Genomic DNA, 23,214 nt, shown 5'->3' on the forward strand with positions numbered 1-23,214 from the left:
GTAGTTTAAGGAAAGCGGGCCCATCCCAACCAGCCCGCTCAGACACAAAAGCCGCTTAAAGCGGCTTTTTTATTGCCTGTTCTTCAGCGTGATTTACGGGCCAACTTGCGGGAAAGCAGGAAGGTATCGAGCTTGCGGGCACCCCGCTGCATGCTGCCCTGTACCACCTTAAGCCACACACGGGCCTTTGGTATGTCGTAACTGAGTACAACCAGACCGGCCAGGATCAGCAGTGTTGAACCCGGAATAATGGTCAGTACAACGCCGGCAACGGCGAGCAGGGCACCAAGTGTAATTCGGATTGCTTTTATCATCATAAGTCCGGTTTTTCTCCAATGCTGACAGACTACTTTATTTATAGCAAAAACCAAGAGAATTGATGTAAGTAAGTGTAAACGCCCCTGCTGATAGCGATAGTGATAACTATCAAGCCGGGAATAATGACGAAAAATGGCGTTTGTGGTAGTTTACGAAACAGGAAAGCATTAAAAACACCATTAAAAAAGAAGTGAAGTATGACAGAGCAAACAACGCCGCAAATTACAGAACAACAACGTCAGCAGTGGCTGAATGAGCAATTTAAAAAAGCAACGAAGTATCTGGCAGAGAACGGAGTTGTGGTATCCACCGTTGATGATGCAGCCAGCCGGTATCTTTATCCGTTGTGGGCAGTTCTGAAAGTGAAAGCGATGGACGGTGCAGCATTCTGGGTACTGAGTGGTGACTTACCGGTAGATTTTATCTCTGCAGGTAATGCAGCGAACGGTCGTGATGCATTACGCCACTTTGTTATGAGCTGGCAGCTAAAAGCAGAAAACATTCAGCGCTCGGGGATCACCGATCAGACTCAGCTACAGTTTGCAGCCATTATGCAAAACCGTGCAGAGCAACTGTATAAGTTTGTTGAGAAAGATGAAATTTGGGGTTCTGTCTGAGCTGCCGGGTATTAAGTATGACGGAGACTGTTATGGTTTAAAGTCTCCGCTCAATGGCATTCCTGCACGTCCGGTAGCCTGAAACGGTTGATAGGGCAAAACATACGCTGACGGGGAATGCCCGCTTCCATGAATACCGGCCCTTCCGGTGTGTAACCTCTGGCTTTATGCTCATCCACACTGGCCAGATTACAAACCACTTTCACCTGATCCACTCTGGCTGTTTTGCCCAGTTTAATTAAAGAACGAAACAAAATTTTATACACATCCAGCGTGCGGTAAGCATGCAGCACGGCGATCCGGCCAATTTCACCGTCTCTGGTAATTCTGCCGGTGGCAACCGGCTGATGATTTTCGTCTGAAACAAGGATGTGCAGGGCGTCAGGATCCCGATCGTCGAATTCTGCCTGCCGCGGAATACGCCACTCCACAACAAATACCTGTTCGCGAAGTTCTGTAAGTCGATTTTTACCACTCATCCAATCAACATTTTCGATTTGAAAACGCATGATTCAAGCTCTGAGTTGCCTGTACGCTGCGGGACTTTCTTCATGAAAAACGCAGCGAGCCTAAAGGACTAGTTCCTTAGTTCCCAGTAACCTTTATTGATCAGTATAGCCAAAAGTTGAATCATCGCAATGTCATCTGCGTCAGCAACCGGGTGTTCCGGCGGATACGGCTGGCCAGCGAGAACGGGCAGTAATAACGGTTTTAATGAGGACGCAGCACTAAACCTTTCACCATTCACATAAAACGAAAACTCTTCATCAGCCTGATTTTCACTGTATACCGGCTTGCAGCCGGGCGCCCGGTAAACAGCACATCCTGTTTCAACCGCTTCAGTGATTTCAGCAAGGGTATAGGGCTCTCCCGGCACGTTTTCCGGCAGGTACTGAGCGCTCAAAATACTGAGCAATCCGTCCTCACCCTGGTCAGATTGCAGGTAATCAATCATTAGTTGTCGTAAACCTGACAACGCATCATAGCTAACCATGGATGGATGTTCCTGCGGCAACAGGTGCGGGTCGCTGTATCGTCGTGGTGTAACACCGGCTACTGCCGGCGCTGCCGCGAGATGGTCTGCCAGTTGTTGCAGTAAATCGTTCTGGTCAGGGGCACGGAAGCCAATGGAATAAGTGAGGCAGTCTTCCAGTGCAGTACCTTCGTGGGCCCAGCCCGGAGGGATATAAAGAATATCACCGGGCTTAAGGACTACATCGATATCGGGGTTAAAAGAGGCAACCTGTTGTAAATCTTTGTGCGGGCGGCACACTTCAGCATTGTCAGGAGGCGCAACGCGCCAGCGGCGGGAACCTTTACCCTGAATAAGAAAAACATCGTACTGATCGGTATGTGCACCCACGCCGGCGCCTTCTACAGCAAAGCTAATCATTACGTCATCCATTCGCCAGTAGGGGATAAAGCTGAACAACGACATTAATTCGTCCACGTCTTCACTGTAACGATCTGTCGCCTGTACGAGCAACGACCATTTGCCTTTGCATACCTGGTCGAAATCTTCAAACGGGCCGTGGGCAACGTCCCACTTGTCACCGGTCCGGCTGACGATGCGGCTGTCGATGTCAGCTTCCATCGCCATGCCGGCAAGGTCATGCTCATCCAGGGGATCATCGAAATCAATAATGCCGCTGCGGATAACTAACGGGGCTTTTTGCCAGTAAGTGGCGAGAAACTGATCAGGATTAAAATCAGTATTTAAGATGTACATAAATAGTTAATCTTTTTGTAATCGCAATGAATGGGCAACCAGGTTATCGCCGACGACAAAGCTGTTAGAGAATTCAAATTGAGAGGCACCGGCATCAACAAGTTGTCCCCGGGTTCTGGCGCACACGGTAATTGTGCCGGGCTGACTGGCCTGTTCAAGCCTTGCTGCGCGGTTTACGGTTTTTCCCCAGATATCAAAATGGGGTTTATGGGCACCGATTATCCCGCCCGTGACAGAGCCGGTTGCGATTCCTATCCGGATATTACAGCCAAGGTCTTTTTCTTTTGCCAGTTCATGAAAGCTTTCTAAAATTGCGCTGGCAAAGGTACACAGTGTCACCGCAGTATTCTCCTGAATATATTCAGGTACTGTAATGGTGGAGGGGATACCGGTAGCGGCCATGTATTCATCGCCGTTGGTTTTTACCTTTTCAATACCCAGGCGCAGGGCGTGGGCATCGAACAGACGATAAAGATCGTCCAGAATCGCAACAATGCCAATGTCATCGTATTTTTCACTGAGCTTGGTATAACCCTGAAGGTCTGCGAAAAGCACTGAGACATTGGTGATTTTTTCTGTGTGGCCTAAGGGCCAGTGTTTGCTCTTATCGTCCGGCGCTGCCGGTAACATGCTTTTCAGCAAGGTTGTGTTGCGGCGTTCCGACAACAACAAGGCTTCCGCCTGCTTTTCAATTTTATCTCTGACCAGCCTGAGCATGACAAGCCCGCCGGAAACCAGAATGATGGCATTAGACAGGCGAAGTGTGGCCCAGGTATGAGTTTCACTGAATACAATTACACCTTCCACGATGATATACAACAGGCCGTAGGTATATTCAGCAAACCGGCGTTGTTGCTGTTCGCTGCGGGGAAAAATAAAGCCACTGGTGATCATGCCGACCAGCAGGAGCTGTTGTAATCCCGTGTCTTTTTCCCACATCAGTGATAGTAGCGTGATGAGGGTCATACAACTGGTGACAAATATAAACCGCGCGCGGTCAGCGGCATCCGGTTGATTACGGTAAGTCAGCGCAAGGGTGCTGCTGAACAGGAGTGCATGGGTGGCGATAAGCAACAGAATCGACACTGAATAGTCTTCAAGAATAAAAACAACAATCAGTGTGTAGGCAGCCAGACCGGCTAAAACCGCAAGTGATAATGTCCGTACCAGTGAAAGCATTGAAACACTGGTTTTGCTAGCATGTGAATTCACAAGTATCCTGAAAAGAAGAAGGGCTGCACAGCAGCCCTAATATTCATACCGGTGACTAAATAGTATACCGTGACATTTATTCCGGCAACTGATCAACAAGGCGAATTGCATCACCGATGTAGTTAGCAGGAGACAATGTTTTCAGTTCTGCTTTCACTGCATCAGGCAGAGTCAGACCGTCGATGAATTCAGCCATCACTTCTGCATTGACTTTCTTACCACGGGTCAGCTCTTTGAGCTTCTCGTAAGGCTTTTCAATGCCGTAACGACGCATAACGGTTTGTACCGGCTCAGCCAGCAGTTCCCAGTTATTGTCCAGTTCAGCAAGCAGGCTGGCTTCGTTAACTTCCAGTTTGCTGATCCCCTTCAGGGTCGCCTGATAAGCAATAACCGCATAACCCACACCAACACCCAGATTACGCAGAACTGTAGAGTCTGTCAGGTCGCGCTGCCAGCGTGATACAGGCAGTTTGGCGGCCAGGTGGTCGAAAATCGCGTTTGCCAGACCCAGATTACCTTCTGAGTTTTCAAAGTCGATTGGATTGACTTTGTGCGGCATGGTAGATGAACCGATCTCACCGGCAATGGTTTTTTGTTTAAAGTGACCGAGCGCAATATAGCCCCAGACGTCACGGTCAAAATCCAGTACGATGGTGTTGAAACGGGCCACGGCATCAAACAGCTCAGCAATGTAATCGTGAGGTTCGATTTGTGTGGTGTACGGGTTCCATGTCAGGCCCAGGCTGGTAACAAATTTTTCTGACAGGGCGTGCCAGTCAGTATCAGCATACGCAGACAGGTGAGCATTATAGTTGCCCACTGCACCGTTGATTTTACCCAGCAGAGTGACCGCAGCGATCTGGTCGCGCTGACGGCGTAAACGCATGGCGACGTTCGCAATTTCTTTACCCATAGTCGTAGGCGATGCAGGCTGGCCGTGAGTACGGGCCATCATCGGAATGGTTTTGTATTCCTTCGCCAGACGGGTAAGCTCACTGATCAGCTTATCACAGTAAGGCAGAAGCACGGTGTCACGGGCTTCAGTCAACATCAGGCCGTGAGACAGGTTGTTGATGTCTTCTGAGGTACACGCAAAGTGAATGAATTCACTGATTGCGTTTAATTCGCTGTTGCCTTCTACTTTTTCTTTTAAGAAGTACTCAACCGCCTTCACATCGTGATTCGTTGTGCGCTCAATCTCTTTAATGCGCATTGCATCATCAACAGAAAAAGAAGCAACAATGTCGTTCAGCAGTGCGTGAGATTCATCGCTAAAAGCAGGGACTTCAGTAATTGAAGCCTGTTCAGACAGCATTTGTAACCATCTTACTTCTACCTGAACACGGTATTTCAATAAGCCGTATTCACTGAAAATGCTGCGCAGCTCTGCACTTTTACTTGCATAGCGGCCATCGACAGGGGAAATTGCGGTTAACTGAGTCAGTTCCACCTTTAGCTCCTAAACTAATTGATTAATCTCAGTGCAAGGGTTGCACTGTGTAAAATTTGTTTGCGGTTAAAGAGTATCTGGCGGCGCCGGCCGCCCATTTGCCGCCACATGACGGCAGCGCGCACACCCGCTAACAGCAGGGCACGGACCCGCTGCTGGTTAAGGGGACGGCTTAAATGTTCTGTATTGCCGGCTACCTGAATTTTCGGTGCCAGCGGGCTGATAATATCACTGTAAATACTGGCCAGGGAGGCAATGATCTGACTGTTGTCAAAATCTACATGTGCCAGTTGCCGCTGAACGTGGGAAATACGCTGGCTCAATTCATTCAGGGCTGCCGGTTTGGCGCTGAGTTTTCTTTCCAGACCAAGCAGGCTGGCAACATAACGGGTGAGTTCGGCATCTTTATGGCTGCTGCGGCCGGAGAGCTGGGAGACTATGCTCTGATAACCCATCTTTAAATTGCTTAACTGCCCGAAAACATGTTGCGGTGATTCGGGGTCGGTTACCAGGATACTCGACAGGCTGGCCTCACAGGCTTCGGTATCCACTGTGCCTGCGCGTGCGACTTTTTGTACCAGTGCTGCGGCCTGACAAACGCCTGCCAGCGCAATATGTTGCTCTATTTTAGGATCCAGCATCACCGTATGTAACTCTCAATGATTCCGCCACCCAGACAGACTTCTTTCTGATAAAACACCGCAGACTGGCCGGGCGTAACGGCCTTTTGCGGCTCATCGAAGAGCACTTCTATCAAATCATCATTGAGCGGACGGATAGTGCAGGGGATGTCTGTCTGACGGTAACGGGTTTTAACGACGGCACGCACCGTTTCCGTTACAGGCGTTCTGTCTACCCAGTGCAGTTGCCGGGCAATCAGTCCTTTGGAATACAGACGGGGATGATCAGCACCCTGACCGACGATGAGCACATTACGTTCAACGTCTTTGTCTACCACGTACCACGGATCGTCACCATGGGCCGCCAGACCACCAATGTGTAAACCTTTTCTCTGACCCAGGGTGTGATACATCAGGCCTTCGTGTTCGCCGATAACTTCGCCTTCAGCGGTTTCGATAACACCCGGCTGTGCGGGAAGGTACTTAGACAGGAAGTCTTTAAATTTACGCTCACCGATAAAACAAATGCCGGTGGAGTCTTTTTTGTCAGCCGTTACCAGTCCCTGTTCTTCAGCGATTTCACGAACACGGGGCTTTTCCAGTTCGCCAACAGGGAACAATGTTTTAGCGACATGTTCTTCGCCCAGCGTATAAAGGAAGTAACTCTGATCTTTATTACCATCCAGGCCACGTAACATTTGCCAGTGACCGTCTTTCTCACGGCGGCGAACATAGTGGCCGGTAGCAATGTAATCTGCACCTAAATCTTCAGCTGCAAATTCCAGGAAGGCTTTAAATTTAATTTCTTTATTACACATGATGTCGGGGTTGGGCGTTCTGCCGGCTTTGTACTCTTCCAGAAAGTACTCAAATACATTATCCCAGTACTCAGCGGCGAAATTGATCGTGTGTAATTCAATGCCCAGTTTATCAGCCACGGCCTGTGCATCAGCTAAATCTTCTGCAGCTGCACAATATTCGTCGTTGTCATCTTCTTCCCAGTTTTTCATGAAAAGCCCTTCTACCTGGTAACCCTGCTGCTGCAAGAGATACGCAGAAACAGAAGAATCTACACCGCCGGACATACCGACAATGACTTTTTGGGATGCAGGTGAAGGTGTTGAATTTGATGACATATTAACTCTTAGTGGATTTCCAATTTATCTGGCTGACTCAGGGTCGCGGATTCTACCAGAATTATCTGACTATGGCACGGCAGTAACCCGGCAATTCAGCTATAACTTGTGCCTTTTTGTAAAAAGTATAGAAGCATGCTGCTATTGCACAATTGCCGCTACGGAATTTCGACAGGCTCTGTCAGAGAAAATTACTGAATTTGCAGGTATTCGCCGTTAGCAATGCCATCAATGGTCCAGTTGCCGATACGGTACCGGATCAGTCTGAGCGTCGGGAATCCCACGTGGGCTGTCATCCGTCTGACCTGACGGTTTTTGCCTTCGGTAAGGGTCACCGATAACCAGCTGGTGGGAATGTGCTGCCGGAACCTCACCGGTGGATTGCGCGGCCACAGTGCCGGTTCATCCATGCGGTATACTTTTGCCGGCCGCGTAAGGCCGTCTTTCAGTTCCACACCATCACACAGCTGCTGGATGGCCTCATCTGTGGGCTCTCCCTCAACCTGCACCCAGTAGGTTTTACTGGTTTTGGCTTTAGGATTTGCCAGACGGTGCTGCAGTTTGCCATCGTCAGTGAGTACCAGTAAACCTTCGGAATCTCTGTCGAGCCTGCCGGCTGCATACACGCCGGGAACGGGAATGAAGTCTTTCAGGGTTTGTCTGCCTTCCTGATCGGTAAACTGTGTCAGTACGTTAAATGGCTTATTGAACAGCAGAATTTTGCCCGCCGGCATTTTACACTCCCGGAAAATAGTCAGAACCGGTGCGCATGCTACCGCAAAAATGCCGGCGGGGCGGACTGTCTGTGTCACTTTTTTGAAGAAAAAAAACGAAATTGCAAAAAAAGATCAGGAAATTGACAAAAATTAGATTGATCTTCACGCTTAAGACAATGGTATGACTTGTAACTCCTACGTTCGACCCTATACTATTGAGCGCGGTAATTTCGGCAGGACAGGGTGCGTCTGCAAGGCGGGCCCGCAAAAATGACGAATTGGGTGTAGTGTTCGTGGGCGAGAGGACATTACACGGTGATCTGTAAACTACAGATATAGACCAGACTGAAAGGTTATTTCAGTAATCGTGATCAGAATCTTACGATATTACCGGAATGCCCTGCATATTATAGCGATTCCACGCGGGGTTAATGGAATAAATCAGGTAGCTCTTTACCGACAACTTTGAGGTATATAATGACCAAAGCTAAGTCGACTATCATCTACACAAAAACAGATGAAGCGCCAATGCTGGCGACTTACTCTTTACTGCCAATCATTGAGAAATTTGCTAAATCCGCTGACATCGACATCGAGTTAAGCGATATTTCACTGGCTGCGCGTATTCTCGCCAACTTCCCGGATTACCTGAACGACGATCAAAAAGTGCCTGACGCACTGACTGACCTGGGTGAAAAAACGCAGGATCCAGAAGCAAACATCATTAAACTGCCTAACATCAGTGCATCTATTCCCCAATTGCGTGCAGCAATCAAAGAATTAAACGCCAAAGGCTATAACGTTCCTCCGTTCCCTGAAGATCCTAAAACGGAAGAAGAAAAAGACATCCGTGAACGATACGGAAAAGTACTGGGTTCTGCTGTTAACCCGGTTCTGCGTGAAGGTAACTCAGACCGCCGTGCACCGACAGCGGTTAAAAACTTCGCGAAGAAACACCCGCATTCAATGGGTGAGTGGAGCCAGGCTTCACGCTCTCACGTTGCGCATATGCGCGGCGGCGATTTCTACTCAAGTGAGAAGTCCACTACTGTTGAGAAAGATGGCTACGTAAGCATCGAATTTACCGGTAAAGATGGTAGCAAGAAAACCCTGAAGCCGCGTGTAGATCTGCTGGCGGGTGAAGTAATCGACGGTATGTTCATGAGCAAGAAAGCCCTGTGCAAATTCTTCGAAGAACAAATCGAAGATGCGAAGCAAACCGGCATTCTGTTCTCACTACACGTGAAAGCGACCATGATGAAGGTGTCTCACCCCATCGTATTCGGTCACTGTGTAAAAGTGTTTTATAAAGAACTGTTCGACAAGCACGGCGAACTGTTCAAAGAACTGGGTGTTAACCCTAACAATGGTTTAGGCAGCGTTTACGACAAAATCGCTTCTCTGCCGGAATCACAGCGTTCTGAAATCGAAAAAGACATCAACGCCTGTTACGCTGACCGTCCGCCTATGGCAATGGTTAACTCCGACAAAGGTATTTCTAACCTGCACGTGCCTTCAGACGTTATTGTTGACGCGTCTATGCCTGCAATGATCCGTAACAGCGGTCAGATGTGGGGACCAGATGGTAAGGCGCACGATACTAAAGCGGTTATCCCTGAGTCTACTTACGCGACTATCTATCAGGAAGTGATTAACTTCTGTAAGACCCACGGTGCATTTGATCCTACTACCATGGGTACAGTGCCAAACGTTGGTCTGATGGCGCAGAAAGCGGAAGAGTACGGTTCACACGATAAGACCTTTGAACTGGAAGCTGACGGTACTGTACAAATCATCGATCAGGACGGAAATGTACTGATTGAGCACAATGTTGAAGAAGGCGATATCTGGCGTATGTGTCAGGCGAAAGACGCGCCGATTCAGGATTGGGTTAAACTGGCCGTTACCCGTGCCCGTAACTCTGGTATGCCGGCAGTATTCTGGCTGGACGATGAGCGTGCCCACGATGCACAACTGATCAAGAAAGTTGAGAAGTACCTGAAAGACCACGACACGAATGGTCTGGAAATCCACATCATGTCACCTGTACGTGCGATTCGTTTCTCAATGGAACGTGCAATCCGCGGTCTGGACACCATCTCTGTAACAGGTAACGTTCTGCGTGACTACCTGACTGACCTGTTCCCGATTCTGGAACTGGGTACCAGTGCGAAGATGCTGTCTATCGTGCCTCTGATGGCCGGTGGTGGTCTGTACGAGACCGGTGCGGGTGGTTCTGCACCTAAGCACATTCAGCAGTTCGTTGAAGAAGGTCACTTACGCTGGGATTCACTGGGTGAGTTCCTGGCACTGGCCGTGTCTCTTGAAGAGCTGGCTATTAAGCACAGCAACTCTAAAGCGAAAGCACTGGCGGTTGCCCTTGATAAGGCGACTGAGAAGCTGCTGAACACCGGTAAGTCACCTGAGCGTAAAGTGGGTCAGCTGGATAACCGTGGCAGCCATGTATGGCTGGCGCTGTACTGGGCTGAAGCACTGACTGAGCAGACTGAAGATAAAGAGCTGGCTGAACTGTTCAAGCCAACTCTGGAAGCGATGACTGCCAACATCGACAAAATCATCGAAGAAATCGATGCGACTCAGGGTCAGCCACAGGATATCGGTGGTTACTACTTCCCGGACGAAGACAAGCTGTATGCAGCCATGTCTCCAAGCAAAACGTTGCAGGAATCCCTGTCTAAGTAAGCGTTTAAGCAAGAACCAAAAAACCCGGCTTTCGCCGGGTTTTTTATTTGGTAGCGGTAAATTTGAAGACACCGCTGAAAATGGCGCATAAAAAAGGCCTTCTACCGACTGCCGAATCGCAGTAAAAAGCCCTTTGAGATGCTTTTTGAATTTTAACGTTCAGGTTCTTCGACAACACCAATGTTTTCTGCGTGAAGGCCCTTAGGACCCTGCTGTACATCAAACGTTACTTCCTGGCCTGCCTTGAGAGAACGGTATCCATCCATCTGAATGGTGGAGTAGTGGGCAAAAATGTCCTCTCCGCCGTCCTCAGGAACGATAAATCCAAATCCTTTAGCATTGTTAAACCATTTAACTTTACCAACCGCCATACATCGACTTCCTCTTAATCCTTGAACTCATAATACTATGCCCCCACAATAGAAATATGAGGAGCACGATGGCTATGCGCGTCACTCGCATGGCCATAGTTAAAACTGTAGATATTTTAACCATTGAATGTCAAGCGTAAATTAAAGATTATTTATTTACAAAAAAAATCGGCTAATCTGCGCTAAGGCACTATTATTGTACTATGAGTAAAGACAACGCGATCAGTATAGACAGAGAAAAAGAGAGGCTTGCGGAGCGACAAAAGACGCAGCCGCCGCCAATGTATAAAGTGTTGTTGAACAACGACGATTACACGCCGATGGACTTCGTGGTCGAAGTACTCATGCATTTTTTTAATATGGATGCTGAGAAGGCCAATCAGACTATGCTCACCGTACATTATCAGGGACGTGCTGTGTGTGGCATATTTACTGCAGAGATTGCAGAAACCAAAGTGATGCAGGTCAATCAGTATGCGCGTAAGCATCAACACCCGCTTATGTGCACCATGGAACAGGCATAGGTCTATTAACAGAGGGCGAGCGATATGTTGAATAAAGAGTTAGAGCAAACGCTGAACGAAGCTTTCGTGTTTGCCAGAGAACATCGTCACGAATTCATGACGGTAGAGCATCTGTTGCTGGCGCTGATGGATAATTCTGCCGCCCGGGACGCACTTAAAGCGTGTGGTGCCAATATCGAGCAAATCAAAAGCGAACTTATCGAGTTTGTTAAAGATACCACGCCACTCATTATGGATGAGCAGGCAAATGACCGTGAGACGCAGCCAACTTTAGGTTTCCAGCGTGTACTTCAGCGCGCGGTTTTTCATGTGCAGTCATCAGGCAAAGACGAAGTTACCGGCGCGAACGTGCTGGTGGCTATTTTTTCCGAGCAGGAATCTCAGGCGGTTTATATTCTCAAACGTGCTGACGTCACCCGTCTTGATGTGGTGAATTACATCAGTCACGGTGTCAGTAAAAATGAAGACGAAAGTCCTGCCGGTGCTGAAAGTCAGGAAGAGACAGCAGAGGGCGAAGAGTCAGGTTCTGCACTGAGCAAATATTCTACTGATCTGAACCGTCAGGCGAAGGACGGTAAGATTGACCCGTTAATCGGACGTGATGCGGAAGTAGAGCGTACAATTCAAATTCTGTGTCGTCGCCGTAAAAACAACCCGCTGCTGGTGGGTGAAGCCGGCGTAGGTAAAACGGCTATTGCCGAAGGTTTAGCTTACCGCATCGTTAACGATGACGTGCCGGACGTGATTGCTGACAGTACGGTGTATTCTCTGGACTTAGGCGGCTTGCTGGCCGGTACTAAGTATCGCGGTGACTTTGAGAAACGGTTAAAAGCCATTCTTAAAGAACTCAGCAAAGACGAAAACGCCATTTTATTTATTGATGAAATCCATACGATCATCGGTGCCGGTGCGGCATCCGGTGGTGTGATGGATGCATCTAATTTGCTGAAGCCAAAACTGAGTTCCGGTGAATTGCGTTGCATCGGTTCTACCACCTACCAGGAATACCAGGGCATTTTTGAAAAAGACAGGGCACTCGCCCGTCGCTTCCAGAAAGTCGACGTGGTGGAGCCCTCAGTGAGCGATACGACCAAGATCCTGCTGGGTCTGAAGTCCCGTTACGAAGAGCACCATAGCGTTCGTTTTACCCAGAAAGCACTTCAGGCTGCTGCAGAACTGTCTGCCAAGTACATCAACGAACGCCATTTGCCGGACAAAGCCATTGATGTCATGGACGAAGCAGGCGCCAGTCAGCGTTTGTTGCCGGTGTCCCGCCGTAAGAAAACCATCAATGTGGCTGATATCGAGCAAATCATCGCTAAGATGGCCCGGATCCCTGAGAAGTCCGTGTCTGCCTCTGACCGTCAGGTGCTGAAACATCTTGGCCGTGACCTCAAAATGGTAGTATTTGGTCAGGACAAAGCTATTGAGACGCTGACAGATGCGATTCACTTATCCCGTGCTGGTCTGGGCAGTGAAGAGAAGCCTATCGGTAGTTTCCTGTTCGCCGGTCCTACCGGTGTAGGTAAGACGGAAGTCACGCAGCAACTGGCAAAAATCATGGGTGTGGAGCTTATCCGTTTCGATATGTCGGAATATATGGAGCGCCACGCGGTAAGCCGTTTAATCGGTGCGCCGCCGGGATATGTCGGTTTCGATCAGGGCGGCCTGCTTACCGATGCTGTCATTAAAAACCCGTATTCGGTAGTACTGCTGGATGAAATCGAAAAAGCCCACAGTGATATTTACAATATTCTGCTGCAGGTCATGGATCACGGTACGCTGACGGATAATAACGGCCGTAAGGTTGATTTCCGTAATGTGGTACTGGTCATGACAACCAATGCCGGTGTGCAGGAAACCGTACGTAAATCTATCGGCTTCCAGCAACAGGATCACAGTCATGATGCTATGTCGGAAATCAACAAGGTGTTCACCCCTGAGTTCCGTAACCGTCTTGACGGTATTATCTGGTTTAATCACCTTGGCACTGACGTTATTCTGCAAGTGGTTGATAAGTTCCTGGTGGAACTGGAAGCACAGCTGGATACCAAAGGTGTTACCTTTGAAGTCACGCCGGCTGCAAGGGCGTATCTTGCTGAGAAAGGTTACGATAAATCTATGGGCGCACGGCCTATGTCACGCCTTATAAAAGAGGAAGTGAAGAAAGAGCTGGCTAACGAACTGTTGTTCGGAGAGTTGAGCAAAGGTGGCAGTGTGAAAGTCGATTTGGGTGAAAACAAACTGGAGTTCTCATTCTCCGGTGCGGAAACCCGAAATGAAGAGGCGGAATCTAACTGAGGATTTCGCACTTACCCAACTTAAAAACAAAAAGCCCGGTGATATCACCGGGCTTTTTTTTAAGATTCTACAGACTACTGAGTATTATCTTGCACGATAAACGATGCGACCTTTAGTCAGATCGTACGGCGTCATCTCTACGGTTACCTTGTCACCAGTAAGAATGCGGATATAGTTCTTACGCATTTTGCCGGAGATGTGTGCAGTCACAACGTGACCGTTCTCAAGTTCAACGCGGAATTGTGTGCTTGGAAGTGTGTCAACCACGGTTCCTTCCATTTCGATAGAATCTTCTTTTGCCATGAAAAGCAGTTACCTCAGTAAGTCAAAATTTTGCCGCGCAGACATTAACCAATAAACGCCCGTGTGTAAAGGGTTCAGGCTTTATTTGAGCTGAATTTTTGCCAATTCATGTCAAATAAACGTTCATGGGGCAAAAATTTCGTTTTGTAATTCATTTTATTGCACTCGTCTATCTGGTAGCCGAGATACAAAAAACTGCGGGCATCGGATTTAGCATGGGCGATTTGCTGTAATATCATCCACGTGCCCATTGACGAGGACGACAACTCAGGCGCAAAAAACGTATACAGCGCTGAGAAAGAAGCTGTACCGTCACAATGACGGATGTCATCGGTAACGGCCACTGCAACCAGCTCATCTCCGTCCCGCGCTTCAATAAATACGGGGGGATTCCAGTTGCAGAAAATGAAACTGTTATACTGGTCTCTGTTAGCCGGATACATGCTGCCGTCGGTATGGCGCTCATTAATGTACCGCTCGTAAAGAGGGTAGTATTCGTCTTTCGGTGTTGATGACAGCGTAGTGGTGAGGTGACTGTTGCGCTTCAGCACACGTCGCTGACTTCTTGAGGGCGAAAACTGTACCACAGGAATACGTACCGACTGGCAGGCTTCGCAGGTAGGGCAGTGGGGCCGGTAAATTTGATCGCCACTGCGACGGAATCCGGCCTGAATCAGCTGCCCGTAACGATAGCGGAGATCCTGTTCAGTTTCTGCAAATACCAGTAACTGTTCATTCTTATCCGGTAAATAACTGCAGGCGAAAGACTGCGTAAGCCCAAACTTCATGGCGTTATATTTCCACCTTGCCAACTACTACGATATGAGGCAGTTATTCTGCCGTCTTCGTCTATTGTAGCATTATGTTGACGTAAGCGGTCAATAAATGTGCTTCTGGGAATGGTTTGCGCCCCCAGGGACTGCAAATGTTCCGTGGGTAGCTGGCAGTCAATAAATGCAAGATTATGGTTTTGCATGTGTTTTACCAACGCCAGCATGGCCAGCTTGGAGGTATTCGGTTCTTTGTGGAACATAGATTCACCACAAAAAACACCACCAACTGCCACACCGTATAAGCCGCCGGTAAGTTGATTGTCTTCATTCCACACTTCAACAGAGTGGGCAATGCCGGCTCGGTGGAGTCTTTCGTATGCGGTAATCATGTCACCGGTGATCCAGGTATCTGACGACAGTTCATTACTGTCAGGCCGGTAGCGGGGAATGGATGAGCAGGCACGGATAACCGCGTAGAAATCTTCATTCAGCGTGACGCGGTACTGTTTTCGTTTTGCCAGTTTTTTCAGGCTTTTAGATACGTGAAAGCCATCCAGTTCAATGATTGCTCTTGGATCCGGCGACCACCAGAGTACCGGCTCATCATCGCCGAACCAGGGGAAAATACCGTTGGAGTAAGCCTGAAATAACCGGGGGGCGTCGAGAGTTGCGCCGTAAGCCAGCAGGCCGTCAGGTTCTTTCAGTGCTGTTGAAACAGGCGGAAAAGGCGTATCAACATTCAGGTAAGGAAGTTCAATCATGAATTCACGGGGCAGGGAAGCTGCCCCGTACCTCAGTTATCAGCCTTGTTCCGGGCGGAAACCATCGAGGAATTTTTCTGCATCCAGTGCAGCCATACAACCGGTGCCGGCTGAGGTAATTGCCTGACGGTAAATATGATCGCTCACATCACCGGCAGCAAAAATACCTTCCACCGAGGTTTGTGTGGCATTACCCTGCAGACCGCTCTGAACAACAATATAGCCGTCTTTCATTTCAAGCTGACCTTCGAAAATATCCGTGTTCGGCTTGTGGCCAATGGCAATAAACAGGCCCATTACATCGATTTCTTCTTTGGCATCAGACTGCGTGTCAGCGATACGGACTTTCGTTACGCCCATTTCATCGCCCAGCACTTCGTCCAGCGTTTTATTCAGGTGCAGAACCACGTTACCGTTCTCTGCTTTGTCCAGCAGACGCTGCTCAAGAATTTTTTCACTGCGGAAAGTGTCACGACGGTGAATAACGTGAACTTCAGATGCGATGTTTGACAGATACAGTGCTTCTTCAACGGCAGTATTACCGCCGCCCACAACCGCTACTTTCTGGTTACGGTAGAAGAATCCGTCACAGGTTGCGCAGGCAGAAACACCTTTACCTTTGAACGCTTCTTCAGATTCCAGACCCAGGTATTTCGCAGAAGCACCGGTTGCGATGATCAGTGCATCACAGGTATAGGTGCCGGAATCACCGTAAAGGGTGAACGGACGCTTACTGAAATCAGTTTTATTGATGTGGTCAAAAATGATTTCTGTATTGAATTTCTCTGCGTGTTTTTGCATGCGTACCATCAGATCGGGACCTGTCAATCCTTCAGGGTCGCCCGGCCAGTTTTCAACTTCTGTGGTTGTTGTTAACTGTCCACCCTGCTGAATACCTGTTAACAGTACAGGTTCAAGGTTTGCTCTGGCCGCATAGACTGCTGCGGAATATCCTGCCGGGCCAGAGCCCAGAATAAGTAGACGGACGTGTCTGCTTTCTGCCATTTCTATCTCCAATGCTTTCACTCATCGCCGCTGACAACGAGCCTTTAAATGATGGTATCTTTATGTGGGTCAATATCGCATATTCAACCTGAATTGAGTATGACTTTTCATTACAATATATGTCAGTAATGTTACCTGAGCCGTTAACCGGGCTATAATAAACCAAACCGCAGCATATTTAGTATAGAATGCTGAATACATCCGGGATTTTTTGTAGTTTAATAAAATAAAATCCAGACGTTGACCGGGGTCAGCACCGGCAGGAGAGCAGGCATGTCACAATCAGTAATTACGCTTCTGCGTGACGGACAAGACTATATGAATACCTGGCCGGTAAAACGGGAGCTTTATGCTTTCTTTCCGGAGTGCCGTGTCGTCAGTGCTACAAAGCTGGCTATTAAAGCTATGCCGCCTCTGGCCATTGTGGCCGCGGGAATGATGTTAAATGTGCTGGGAAGTGCATATCTGCCGCAAGCGATGGCAATTGGCCTGTTCTTCATCAGCCTGCCATTACAGGGCTTACTCTGGTTGGGACACCGCTCGAATCAGACTCTGCCGCCGCAAATTAAAAGTTGGTATCAGGAAGTTCACCGTAAAATGGCAGCAGAAGGTTGTGAATTGCAGGCAATGCGTTCTCAGCCCAAATATCGTGAACTGGCGGCTACGCTGAAAACTGCATTCAGTGAACTCGACCGCGTTTTCACGCAAAAATGGTTTAACTGACACCCGCTCCTCATACCGGTGACGTCCTGTTGCGTCACCTGACTGCCTTGTCTTTGAACCGTTTGTTAAGCCTTCTTATCTTTTCAGTCAGCTTACGTTGCTTCGCTGTTCTTAACGAATACCAGATTTTCCCCGCATCGTCTGCAGCGATAAGTCATGCCCTTTTTCACATTATTATGCCTTCTCACCGACAATTCTATAGTCTGACAGCCACAGCGGTAGTTAAAGGTTGTCAGGCCCAGTACGGATAAGTCGAAGTCATGTGTCGTCGAAGGGGATACGCCGTAAACATGTTGCATGACAGCCTGCCATTCCGGACCGTGAGGTTTCACTCTGCGTCGTTTGCCTGCTGTATGCCACGTTATCAGATGACTGACTTCATGTGGGATCACATCACTGAAAAATGCCGCTTTGTTTGCAGCCAGTAATACAGGATGAAAGTTAACCCTGTTCTGCTGTAAAAAGGCGGTGCCGGCGTTTTTACCGCTACGCCTGAAAGATACATCCGGCAAAGGGAAAGGGCGGTTAAAATAGCGTTCTGCAACATCAAAGAGGCGGTGAACCTCACGGATCACCGCCTCTTTTTCAGAGTGATTAAGTGTCACCGGTACTTAGTCCACCTTACACTGAAGGCACAGGGTGTATACACCGCGTGGATCATTCAGGCTGGTCACCGTGCCGGTTTCTGCTAACAGGTTCTTCACCATTTTCATCAGGTGACTGTCGTTATCAGCGAATTGCATTTTTGCGCCCCACACCAGCGCCTGGCCGAAAAATTCTTTCCAGAATTGTTCCTGAGGAGACAGGATTCGCTCAACGTACTGAGTGTCCCAGCTTTCCAGACCGGCAATTTCAGCAGCGGATGCGACGGCATCATCAAGGTCGCCGAGTTCGTCTACCAAACCCAGTTCCAGTGCCTGACTACCAATCCATACACGGCCCTGGGCAATTTTATCTACCGCTTCAGGGCTCATACCGCGGGATTCACCTACCATGGTGATGAACTGGCGATAAGCACTTTCCACATTGCGCTGGAGGATTTCACCAAAGCGGGGATCCAGCTCGCGCAGTGCTGACATACCGGCAATTTCGGTAGATGCAACACCGTCGGTGTTAATGCCAAGGTATTCCAGTGAATCCTCGAAAGTAAGGAACATACCAAACACACCGATGGAGCCTGTGATAGTGCTTGGCGAGGCAATGATTTTATCTGCCGGCGCAGAAATCCAGTAACCGCCGGATGCTGCATAGGTGCTCATAGACACAACGACAGGCTTACCGGCGCTTTGCAGTTCCAGCACTTCCTGACGGATAATTTCGGATGCAAATGAACTGCCTCCCGGTGAATCGACCTGCAGAACAACAGCTTTCACCGTATCATCCAGACGGGCCTGACGTAGCAAGCGTGCTGTGCTGTCCCCACCGATTGTGCCGGCGGGCTGGTTGCCGTCGAGGATTTCGCCTTTGGCTACCACAATTGCGACTTTATCCTTCGTGTTACCCATTTTGGGTAACGGCGGATTAACGGCTTTCAGGTAAGTATTGAAAGGGGTAACATTGACACCCAATTTGTTTTCATCCGTTCCGACTAAAGCAACCAGTTCCTGACGGACTTCTTCCCGGGTTTTAAGGGCATCCACCCAGCCGTTGTTCAGTGCATATTTAGCGAAATCTGCACCGGCTTCTTCAAACTTGTTCAGCAGAACGTCCAGTTCTTCATCGAAGTTACTGACATCAATACCACGGGCAGCAGCCACATCAGTTTTGTATTGTGACCAGTAAGTGTCGAGCCACAACTTGTTCGCTTCTTTTGCCGCGTCAGACATATCATTACGGATAAACGGCTCTACGGCAGATTTGTACGTACCGACACGGAAGATATGTGTCGTAATGCGTAACTTCTCCAGCATGTCCTTAAAGTACATACCGAAGCGGCCGTAACCTTCAAACATCACACCGCCCATTGGATTCAGGTAAATATGATCAGCACGTGCTGCCAGGTAATATTGATTCTGGCTGTAGTAGTCACCGATAGCGTAGACCGGTTTTTCGGTCTTAAAGTCATCGATGGCAGCGGCTACGGTTCGGAGTTTATCCAGTCCGCCGCCCTGTAACCCGGACAAATCCAGAATGAGCGCTTTTATGCGGGAGTCCTGTTTGGCGTTATCCAGTACCTTAACCACATCACGTACCAGCACTTCCGGGTTTTCCGGTTCTTCACCGAACGCTTCCTGCATGAATTGTGAAAACGGGTCGACCTGTTCCTTTTCAATGACCAGGTTACCGTTCAGCTGCAACAATAATGCACTGTCAGGTTTTACCGAGATGGGATCTTCACTGCTACTGATGGCAATAATGACGCCAATAACAAGAACCAGAAAAATAAGATTAAATACGAGTTTTCTGGCGAAATTCAGTACTGTCCATAGTCCTGTAAATAATGCTTTCGTCCAGCTTCCTTTTGCTGCCATATTGCTTTGTACCTCAGACGGATGTTTAGTTCATGGTAACGGAACCACGAAGGATAGCTAACTTAAATTGTAATGAATTGTGATAGCGGTAAACAAGCGCTAGAGGCCTGATTTACTGTGAATATACATCATTGAGGGATAAGTTTGGTAAAAGCTGTTTCATCTGCACCACGCCGCTGATACATTGTGCTTTCATCAATGTATTTCCCGATGTGTATAAGGAGAACCGCAATTGGAAGCTCTTGACCTGCTGTTAAACCGTCGTTCCCAACCCAGACTAAAAGCCCCTGCGCCGGAGGGCGATGCCCTGGAAAATATATTTCAGGCCGCTTTACGTGCGCCGGACCATGCGGCGCTTACGCCATGGCGTTTTATTGTGTGTGAAGGGCAGGGGCTGGTAAAACTCGGTTCTGTGTTTGAGCAGTCTGCTATTGAAAACGACAAATCCGCCAAAGAAATAGAACGTGCCCCGCAGTTGCCGATGCGTGCTCCTATGGTGATTGTGGCCATCACAACGTATAAAGAGCATGAAAAAGTGCCCCGTGTAGAGCAGGTCGCGTCCACAGCCTGTGCGGTAATGGCCATGCAAATGGCTGCTCAGGCGCAAGGATTCAACGGAATATGGCGGACCGGCGCATACGCCCATTGTGAGCTGGTGAGAAAGGCACTGTCGTTAAATGAAGAAGATGAAATCGCCGGATTTTTATATTTAGGCACACCGGCAATCGATACGCCGCCGGTAATACGTCCGGACAGCACGCCTTTTTTTACTTACTGGCGCTGAGCGTTTCAATCCTGACCGGCGTTGACCGCATCATTGATATGCATATAGCAAAAGGCCGGCAATATTGCCGGCCTTCCCGTATCCGTTGAACGGACATTAAATTGAGTCAGTATTAATCTACCTGAACAATTTTAAGCGCGTTGGTCGCACCGATTTTTTCCATTTCATCGCCGTAAGTCATGATCACACTGTCACCTTCTTTCACCAGACCGATGGCTTTCAGCGCTGCCATAGTGTCGTGTTTCAGCTGACCCGGTTCACTGTCGCGGGAATCAAAGAATACCGGCTTCACACCACGGTAAAGTGCCATTGCATTAAGCGTGGCTTCGTGACGTGACATAGCTATGATAGGTAAACCGGTGGTAATACGTGACATCAGCTTAGGCGTATTACCACTTTCAGTTAATGCAACGATAGCTTTAATACTTGGCAGGTGGTTGGCCGCATAAACTGCAGACAACGCCACTGTTTCACTGACCGTCGAGAACACGGTATCCATTCTGTGCTTGGACAGTTTAACGCTGGGGTGTGTTTCTGCGCCTTCACAAACCCGGGCCATGGCTCTCACTGTTTCAACAGGGTAATTACCGGCAGCAGTTTCCGCCGATAACATCACTGCATCCGTACCGTCCAGTACGGCGTTTGCCACGTCCATCACTTCTGCACGGGTTGGCATCGGGCTGGTGATCATTGATTCCATCATTTGCGTAGCAGTAATGACAACTTTATTCAGTTGACGAGAGCGGGCAATCAGTTTCTTCTGAACACCTACCAGCTCTGCATCACCGATCTCCACACCCAGGTCACCACGGGCAACCATAACGGCGTCAGATGCACTGATAATATCGTCAATGGCTTCATCGGTAGCAACGGCTTCAGCACGTTCTACTTTGGCACATATTAGTGCTTCACAACCGGCTTCGCGGGCCAGCTCGCGGGCGTAGTTCAGGTCTGCACCTGAACGGGGGAAGGACACTGCCAGATAATCAACGCCGATTTTAGCGGCCGTTTTAATATCTTCTTTATCTTTCGCAGTCAGAGCTTCGGCCGACAGACCACCGCCCTGACGGTTGATGCCTTTGTTGTTAGACAGTTTTCCGCCTACGGTTACTTTTGTATGCACTTTACGACCGGCTACTTCAGTAACTTCCAGCTGAATACGGCCATCGTCGAGTAACAGAATATCGCCGGTGTTTACATCATCAGGCAGCGCTTTATAGTCGATGCCTACTGCGTTCACGTCACCGTCATCCTTCGCCATTTCTGCATCAAGGGTAAAAGGTGCGCCTACATCAAGATTTACTGCGCCTTCTTTAAACCGGGCTACACGAATTTTAGGGCCCTGCAAATCACCGAGAATGGCGACATATTTATTTAAGTTCTTTGCAGCCTGACGTACTTTCTTCGCACGCTCAATGTGATCTTCAGCCTGACCGTGAGAGAAGTTCATCCGCACTGTGTTTGCACCTGCTGCGATGATGGCTTCAATGCGTTCGATGGTATCTGTTGCTGGTCCTAATGTGGCAAGTATCTTTGTTCTTCTGGTCATATGATTCGTCGCTTGTTCTTCGTCGTTAACAGGGAGGCTTCTACACACGTTACTTACATTGACAATAATGTCGAAAAAATGTTCGATTTATGTTGCTGTAATGCTTTTACGTAATTTTATTACAGAATAGTAGAGCAATCTGACAAAAATGTGAATGCAAAGAACTTTTTTCCTCACTGGCCTTACCAGTGAGGTGTGAACTAATCTGAACACAGGAAGAAGAAAAAATGGTTAAAAAAAGACCGCTGGTAAAAGCGGTCTTCAATAAAACAGATGGAATGAACTGTTATAAGTCACGCTTGTCAAAACGGGAGCCGCGAAGGGTGTCTTTGACCCGCTTAAGATTTTCTCTGAATTTATTGCCACGACGCAGGGTGAAGCCGGTGGCCAGTACATCAATTAAGGTAAGCTGGGCAATACGGCTCGCCATGGGCATGTACATGTCAGTGTCTTCCGGCACTTCCAGAGACAATACGTAACTGCATTCACGTGATAAAGGGCTGTCTGCAGAGGTGATACCAACGACAGTGGCATCGTTACTGCGGGCAATCTGGGCAATCTCGACCAGGCTTTTGGTTCTGCCGGTGTGGGAAATCAATACAACCACATCGCCGTCTGTGCAGTTCATGCAACTCATGCGTTGCATCAGAATATCTTCAAAGTAAACCACGGGCACATTGAAGCGGAAAAACTTATTCAGCGCGTCATGGGCTACAGAGGCTGAAGCGCCGAGGCCAAAAAATGAAATTTTTTGTGCCTGCGTCAACAGATCAACAACACGGTTAACAACATTGACGTCAATGGACTGCCGCGCAACTTCGAGGGAAGCCATGGTGCTTTCGAAAATTTTGTTGGTGTATTCGCCCGGGCCGTCACTTTCATCTACATGACGGTTAACATACGGTGTGCCATTCGCTAAGCTTTGTGCCAGATGCAATTTAAAATCCGGGAAGCCTTTGGTGTCCAGGCGGCGGCAAAAACGGTTTACTGTCGGCTCACTGACATCAGACATTTTAGCGAGCGTTGCTATACTCGAATGAATTGCCGTTTGCGGGTTGGCCAATATTATTTCGGCAACTTTGCGCTCAGACTTGCTGAAAGCGGCTTTATTTTGCGTAATTTTCTCAAGAATATTCATACGGATATAG

General features: G+C 48.6%; 23 protein-coding genes. 6 read left to right on the plus strand and 17 right to left on the minus strand.

Going from position 1 to position 23,214, the window contains the following annotated elements:
- Nucleotides 1-83: 83 nt before the first annotated feature.
- A complete protein-coding gene (locus AC4PME_RS09820) occupies nucleotides 84-314 on the minus strand; it encodes a PGPGW domain-containing protein (protein ID WP_491046103.1) in 231 nt (76 codons plus the stop codon).
- A 201-nt stretch (nucleotides 315-515) separates the two neighbouring features.
- On the opposite strand from AC4PME_RS09820, the gene AC4PME_RS09825 reads away from it, so the two are divergent.
- Nucleotides 516-935, plus strand: a complete 420-nt coding sequence (locus AC4PME_RS09825) for a DUF4826 family protein (RefSeq protein WP_119501067.1) — start codon at nucleotides 516-518, stop codon at nucleotides 933-935.
- A 50-nt stretch (nucleotides 936-985) separates the two neighbouring features.
- On the opposite strand, the gene AC4PME_RS09830 is transcribed toward AC4PME_RS09825, so the two are convergent.
- The 7 genes from AC4PME_RS09830 to AC4PME_RS09860 form a co-directional block, all read right to left on the minus strand.
- Nucleotides 986-1,444 carry a GNAT family N-acetyltransferase gene (locus AC4PME_RS09830; protein ID WP_119501068.1) on the minus strand — a complete coding sequence of 153 codons (459 nt, stop codon included), beginning with the start codon at nucleotides 1,442-1,444 and terminating at the stop codon, nucleotides 986-988.
- A 68-nt stretch (nucleotides 1,445-1,512) separates the two neighbouring features.
- A complete protein-coding gene (locus AC4PME_RS09835; RefSeq protein ID WP_491046102.1) occupies nucleotides 1,513-2,664 on the minus strand; it encodes a JmjC domain-containing protein in 1,152 nt (383 codons plus the stop codon).
- Between the two features lie 6 nt (nucleotides 2,665-2,670).
- On the minus strand, nucleotides 2,671-3,876 hold the full coding sequence (locus tag AC4PME_RS09840) for an adenylate/guanylate cyclase domain-containing protein (RefSeq protein WP_491046101.1): 1,206 nt from the start codon (nucleotides 3,874-3,876) through the stop codon (nucleotides 2,671-2,673).
- A 76-nt stretch (nucleotides 3,877-3,952) separates the two neighbouring features.
- Nucleotides 3,953-5,326 carry an adenylosuccinate lyase gene (gene purB, locus AC4PME_RS09845; protein ID WP_491046100.1) on the minus strand — a complete coding sequence of 458 codons (1,374 nt, stop codon included), beginning with the start codon at nucleotides 5,324-5,326 and terminating at the stop codon, nucleotides 3,953-3,955.
- A gap of 14 nt (nucleotides 5,327-5,340) precedes the next feature.
- On the minus strand, nucleotides 5,341-5,967 hold the full coding sequence (gene hflD / locus AC4PME_RS09850; RefSeq protein ID WP_119501072.1) for a high frequency lysogenization protein HflD: 627 nt from the start codon (nucleotides 5,965-5,967) through the stop codon (nucleotides 5,341-5,343).
- A complete protein-coding gene (gene mnmA / locus AC4PME_RS09855; RefSeq protein ID WP_491046099.1) occupies nucleotides 5,967-7,082 on the minus strand; it encodes a tRNA 2-thiouridine(34) synthase MnmA in 1,116 nt (371 codons plus the stop codon). The genes hflD and mnmA overlap by 1 nt, the downstream gene beginning before the upstream one ends.
- Before the next feature lie 191 nt (nucleotides 7,083-7,273).
- Complete coding sequence (locus AC4PME_RS09860; protein WP_491046098.1) at nucleotides 7,274-7,816, minus strand: rRNA large subunit pseudouridine synthase E; 543 nt, start codon at nucleotides 7,814-7,816, stop codon at nucleotides 7,274-7,276.
- Nucleotides 7,817-8,275: 459 nt separating this feature from the next.
- Between AC4PME_RS09860 and AC4PME_RS09865 the strand changes: the two genes are divergently transcribed.
- Entirely contained in the window at nucleotides 8,276-10,501 is a 2,226-nt protein-coding gene (locus tag AC4PME_RS09865) for an NADP-dependent isocitrate dehydrogenase (RefSeq protein ID WP_491046097.1), read from the plus strand.
- A 152-nt stretch (nucleotides 10,502-10,653) separates the two neighbouring features.
- Here the strand turns inward: AC4PME_RS09865 and cspD are convergent, their stop codons facing one another.
- Nucleotides 10,654-10,872, minus strand: coding sequence for a cold shock domain-containing protein CspD (gene cspD, locus AC4PME_RS09870; protein ID WP_119501076.1), 219 nt, complete (start codon nucleotides 10,870-10,872; stop codon nucleotides 10,654-10,656).
- Nucleotides 10,873-11,075: 203 nt separating this feature from the next.
- Here cspD and clpS point away from each other — a divergent pair, with 203 nt between their 5' ends.
- Together clpS and clpA are read left to right on the plus strand one after the other, a co-directional pair.
- Entirely contained in the window at nucleotides 11,076-11,396 is a 321-nt protein-coding gene (gene clpS, locus AC4PME_RS09875) for an ATP-dependent Clp protease adapter ClpS (protein ID WP_119501077.1), read from the plus strand.
- 24 nt (nucleotides 11,397-11,420) lie between these two features.
- Nucleotides 11,421-13,697 (plus strand): ATP-dependent Clp protease ATP-binding subunit ClpA, encoded by a 2,277-nt coding sequence (clpA, locus tag AC4PME_RS09880; RefSeq protein WP_491046096.1) that lies wholly within the window; start codon nucleotides 11,421-11,423, stop codon nucleotides 13,695-13,697.
- An 84-nt stretch (nucleotides 13,698-13,781) separates the two neighbouring features.
- Here clpA and infA read toward each other — a convergent pair whose 3' ends face one another.
- The 4 genes from infA to trxB form a co-directional block, all read right to left on the minus strand.
- Nucleotides 13,782-14,000 (minus strand): translation initiation factor IF-1, encoded by a 219-nt coding sequence (infA, locus tag AC4PME_RS09885; protein ID WP_070124261.1) that lies wholly within the window; start codon nucleotides 13,998-14,000, stop codon nucleotides 13,782-13,784.
- A 74-nt stretch (nucleotides 14,001-14,074) separates the two neighbouring features.
- Complete coding sequence (locus tag AC4PME_RS09890; protein WP_491046095.1) at nucleotides 14,075-14,788, minus strand: arginyltransferase; 714 nt, start codon at nucleotides 14,786-14,788, stop codon at nucleotides 14,075-14,077.
- Nucleotides 14,785-15,534, minus strand: coding sequence for a leucyl/phenylalanyl-tRNA--protein transferase (gene aat / locus AC4PME_RS09895; protein ID WP_491046094.1), 750 nt, complete (start codon nucleotides 15,532-15,534; stop codon nucleotides 14,785-14,787). The genes AC4PME_RS09890 and aat overlap by 4 nt, the downstream gene beginning before the upstream one ends.
- 39 nt (nucleotides 15,535-15,573) lie before the next feature.
- Entirely contained in the window at nucleotides 15,574-16,539 is a 966-nt protein-coding gene (gene trxB / locus AC4PME_RS09900) for a thioredoxin-disulfide reductase (protein WP_303574283.1), read from the minus strand.
- 273 nt (nucleotides 16,540-16,812) lie between these two features.
- On the opposite strand from trxB, the gene yfbV reads away from it, so the two are divergent.
- Nucleotides 16,813-17,262, plus strand: coding sequence for a terminus macrodomain insulation protein YfbV (gene yfbV, locus AC4PME_RS09905; protein ID WP_119501081.1), 450 nt, complete (start codon nucleotides 16,813-16,815; stop codon nucleotides 17,260-17,262).
- Between the two features lie 92 nt (nucleotides 17,263-17,354).
- Here yfbV and AC4PME_RS09910 read toward each other — a convergent pair whose 3' ends face one another.
- Both AC4PME_RS09910 and sppA read right to left on the minus strand, forming a co-directional pair.
- Nucleotides 17,355-17,867 carry a SprT family zinc-dependent metalloprotease gene (locus tag AC4PME_RS09910; protein WP_491046093.1) on the minus strand — a complete coding sequence of 171 codons (513 nt, stop codon included), beginning with the start codon at nucleotides 17,865-17,867 and terminating at the stop codon, nucleotides 17,355-17,357.
- A gap of 6 nt (nucleotides 17,868-17,873) precedes the next feature.
- Nucleotides 17,874-19,733, minus strand: coding sequence for a signal peptide peptidase SppA (sppA, locus tag AC4PME_RS09915; RefSeq protein ID WP_491046092.1), 1,860 nt, complete (start codon nucleotides 19,731-19,733; stop codon nucleotides 17,874-17,876).
- A gap of 232 nt (nucleotides 19,734-19,965) precedes the next feature.
- On the opposite strand from sppA, the gene AC4PME_RS09920 reads away from it, so the two are divergent.
- Nucleotides 19,966-20,517 (plus strand): NAD(P)H nitroreductase, encoded by a 552-nt coding sequence (locus AC4PME_RS09920; RefSeq protein WP_119501083.1) that lies wholly within the window; start codon nucleotides 19,966-19,968, stop codon nucleotides 20,515-20,517.
- 112 nt (nucleotides 20,518-20,629) lie between these two features.
- Here the strand turns inward: AC4PME_RS09920 and pyk are convergent, their stop codons facing one another.
- A complete protein-coding gene (gene pyk / locus AC4PME_RS09925) occupies nucleotides 20,630-22,066 on the minus strand; it encodes a pyruvate kinase (protein WP_119501084.1) in 1,437 nt (478 codons plus the stop codon).
- Between the two features lie 286 nt (nucleotides 22,067-22,352).
- Complete coding sequence (locus tag AC4PME_RS09930; protein ID WP_119501085.1) at nucleotides 22,353-23,204, minus strand: MurR/RpiR family transcriptional regulator; 852 nt, start codon at nucleotides 23,202-23,204, stop codon at nucleotides 22,353-22,355.
- Nucleotides 23,205-23,214 lie beyond the last annotated feature (10 nt).

This window comes from Alteromonas sp., from assembly GCF_984505615.1.

Coding starts and splice junctions, on each gene's coding strand:
- AC4PME_RS09820 (WP_491046103.1), bottom strand. CDS start 314: ATGATAAAAGCAATCCGAATTACACTTGGTGCCCTGCTCGCCGTTGCC.
- AC4PME_RS09825 (WP_119501067.1), top strand. CDS start 516: ATGACAGAGCAAACAACGCCGCAAATTACAGAACAACAACGTCAGCAG.
- AC4PME_RS09830 (WP_119501068.1), bottom strand. CDS start 1,444: ATGCGTTTTCAAATCGAAAATGTTGATTGGATGAGTGGTAAAAATCGA.
- AC4PME_RS09835 (WP_491046102.1), bottom strand. CDS start 2,664: ATGTACATCTTAAATACTGATTTTAATCCTGATCAGTTTCTCGCCACT.
- hflD (WP_119501072.1), bottom strand. CDS start 5,967: ATGCTGGATCCTAAAATAGAGCAACATATTGCGCTGGCAGGCGTTTGT.
- mnmA (WP_491046099.1), bottom strand. CDS start 7,082: ATGTCATCAAATTCAACACCTTCACCTGCATCCCAAAAAGTCATTGTC.
- AC4PME_RS09860 (WP_491046098.1), bottom strand. CDS start 7,816: ATGCCGGCGGGCAAAATTCTGCTGTTCAATAAGCCATTTAACGTACTG.
- AC4PME_RS09865 (WP_491046097.1), top strand. CDS start 8,276: ATGACCAAAGCTAAGTCGACTATCATCTACACAAAAACAGATGAAGCG.
- cspD (WP_119501076.1), bottom strand. CDS start 10,872: ATGGCGGTTGGTAAAGTTAAATGGTTTAACAATGCTAAAGGATTTGGA.
- clpS (WP_119501077.1), top strand. CDS start 11,076: ATGAGTAAAGACAACGCGATCAGTATAGACAGAGAAAAAGAGAGGCTT.
- clpA (WP_491046096.1), top strand. CDS start 11,421: ATGTTGAATAAAGAGTTAGAGCAAACGCTGAACGAAGCTTTCGTGTTT.
- infA (WP_070124261.1), bottom strand. CDS start 14,000: ATGGCAAAAGAAGATTCTATCGAAATGGAAGGAACCGTGGTTGACACA.
- AC4PME_RS09890 (WP_491046095.1), bottom strand. CDS start 14,788: ATGAAGTTTGGGCTTACGCAGTCTTTCGCCTGCAGTTATTTACCGGAT.
- aat (WP_491046094.1), bottom strand. CDS start 15,534: ATGATTGAACTTCCTTACCTGAATGTTGATACGCCTTTTCCGCCTGTT.
- trxB (WP_303574283.1), bottom strand. CDS start 16,539: ATGGCAGAAAGCAGACACGTCCGTCTACTTATTCTGGGCTCTGGCCCG.
- yfbV (WP_119501081.1), top strand. CDS start 16,813: ATGTCACAATCAGTAATTACGCTTCTGCGTGACGGACAAGACTATATG.
- sppA (WP_491046092.1), bottom strand. CDS start 19,733: ATGGCAGCAAAAGGAAGCTGGACGAAAGCATTATTTACAGGACTATGG.
- pyk (WP_119501084.1), bottom strand. CDS start 22,066: ATGACCAGAAGAACAAAGATACTTGCCACATTAGGACCAGCAACAGAT.
- AC4PME_RS09930 (WP_119501085.1), bottom strand. CDS start 23,204: ATGAATATTCTTGAGAAAATTACGCAAAATAAAGCCGCTTTCAGCAAG.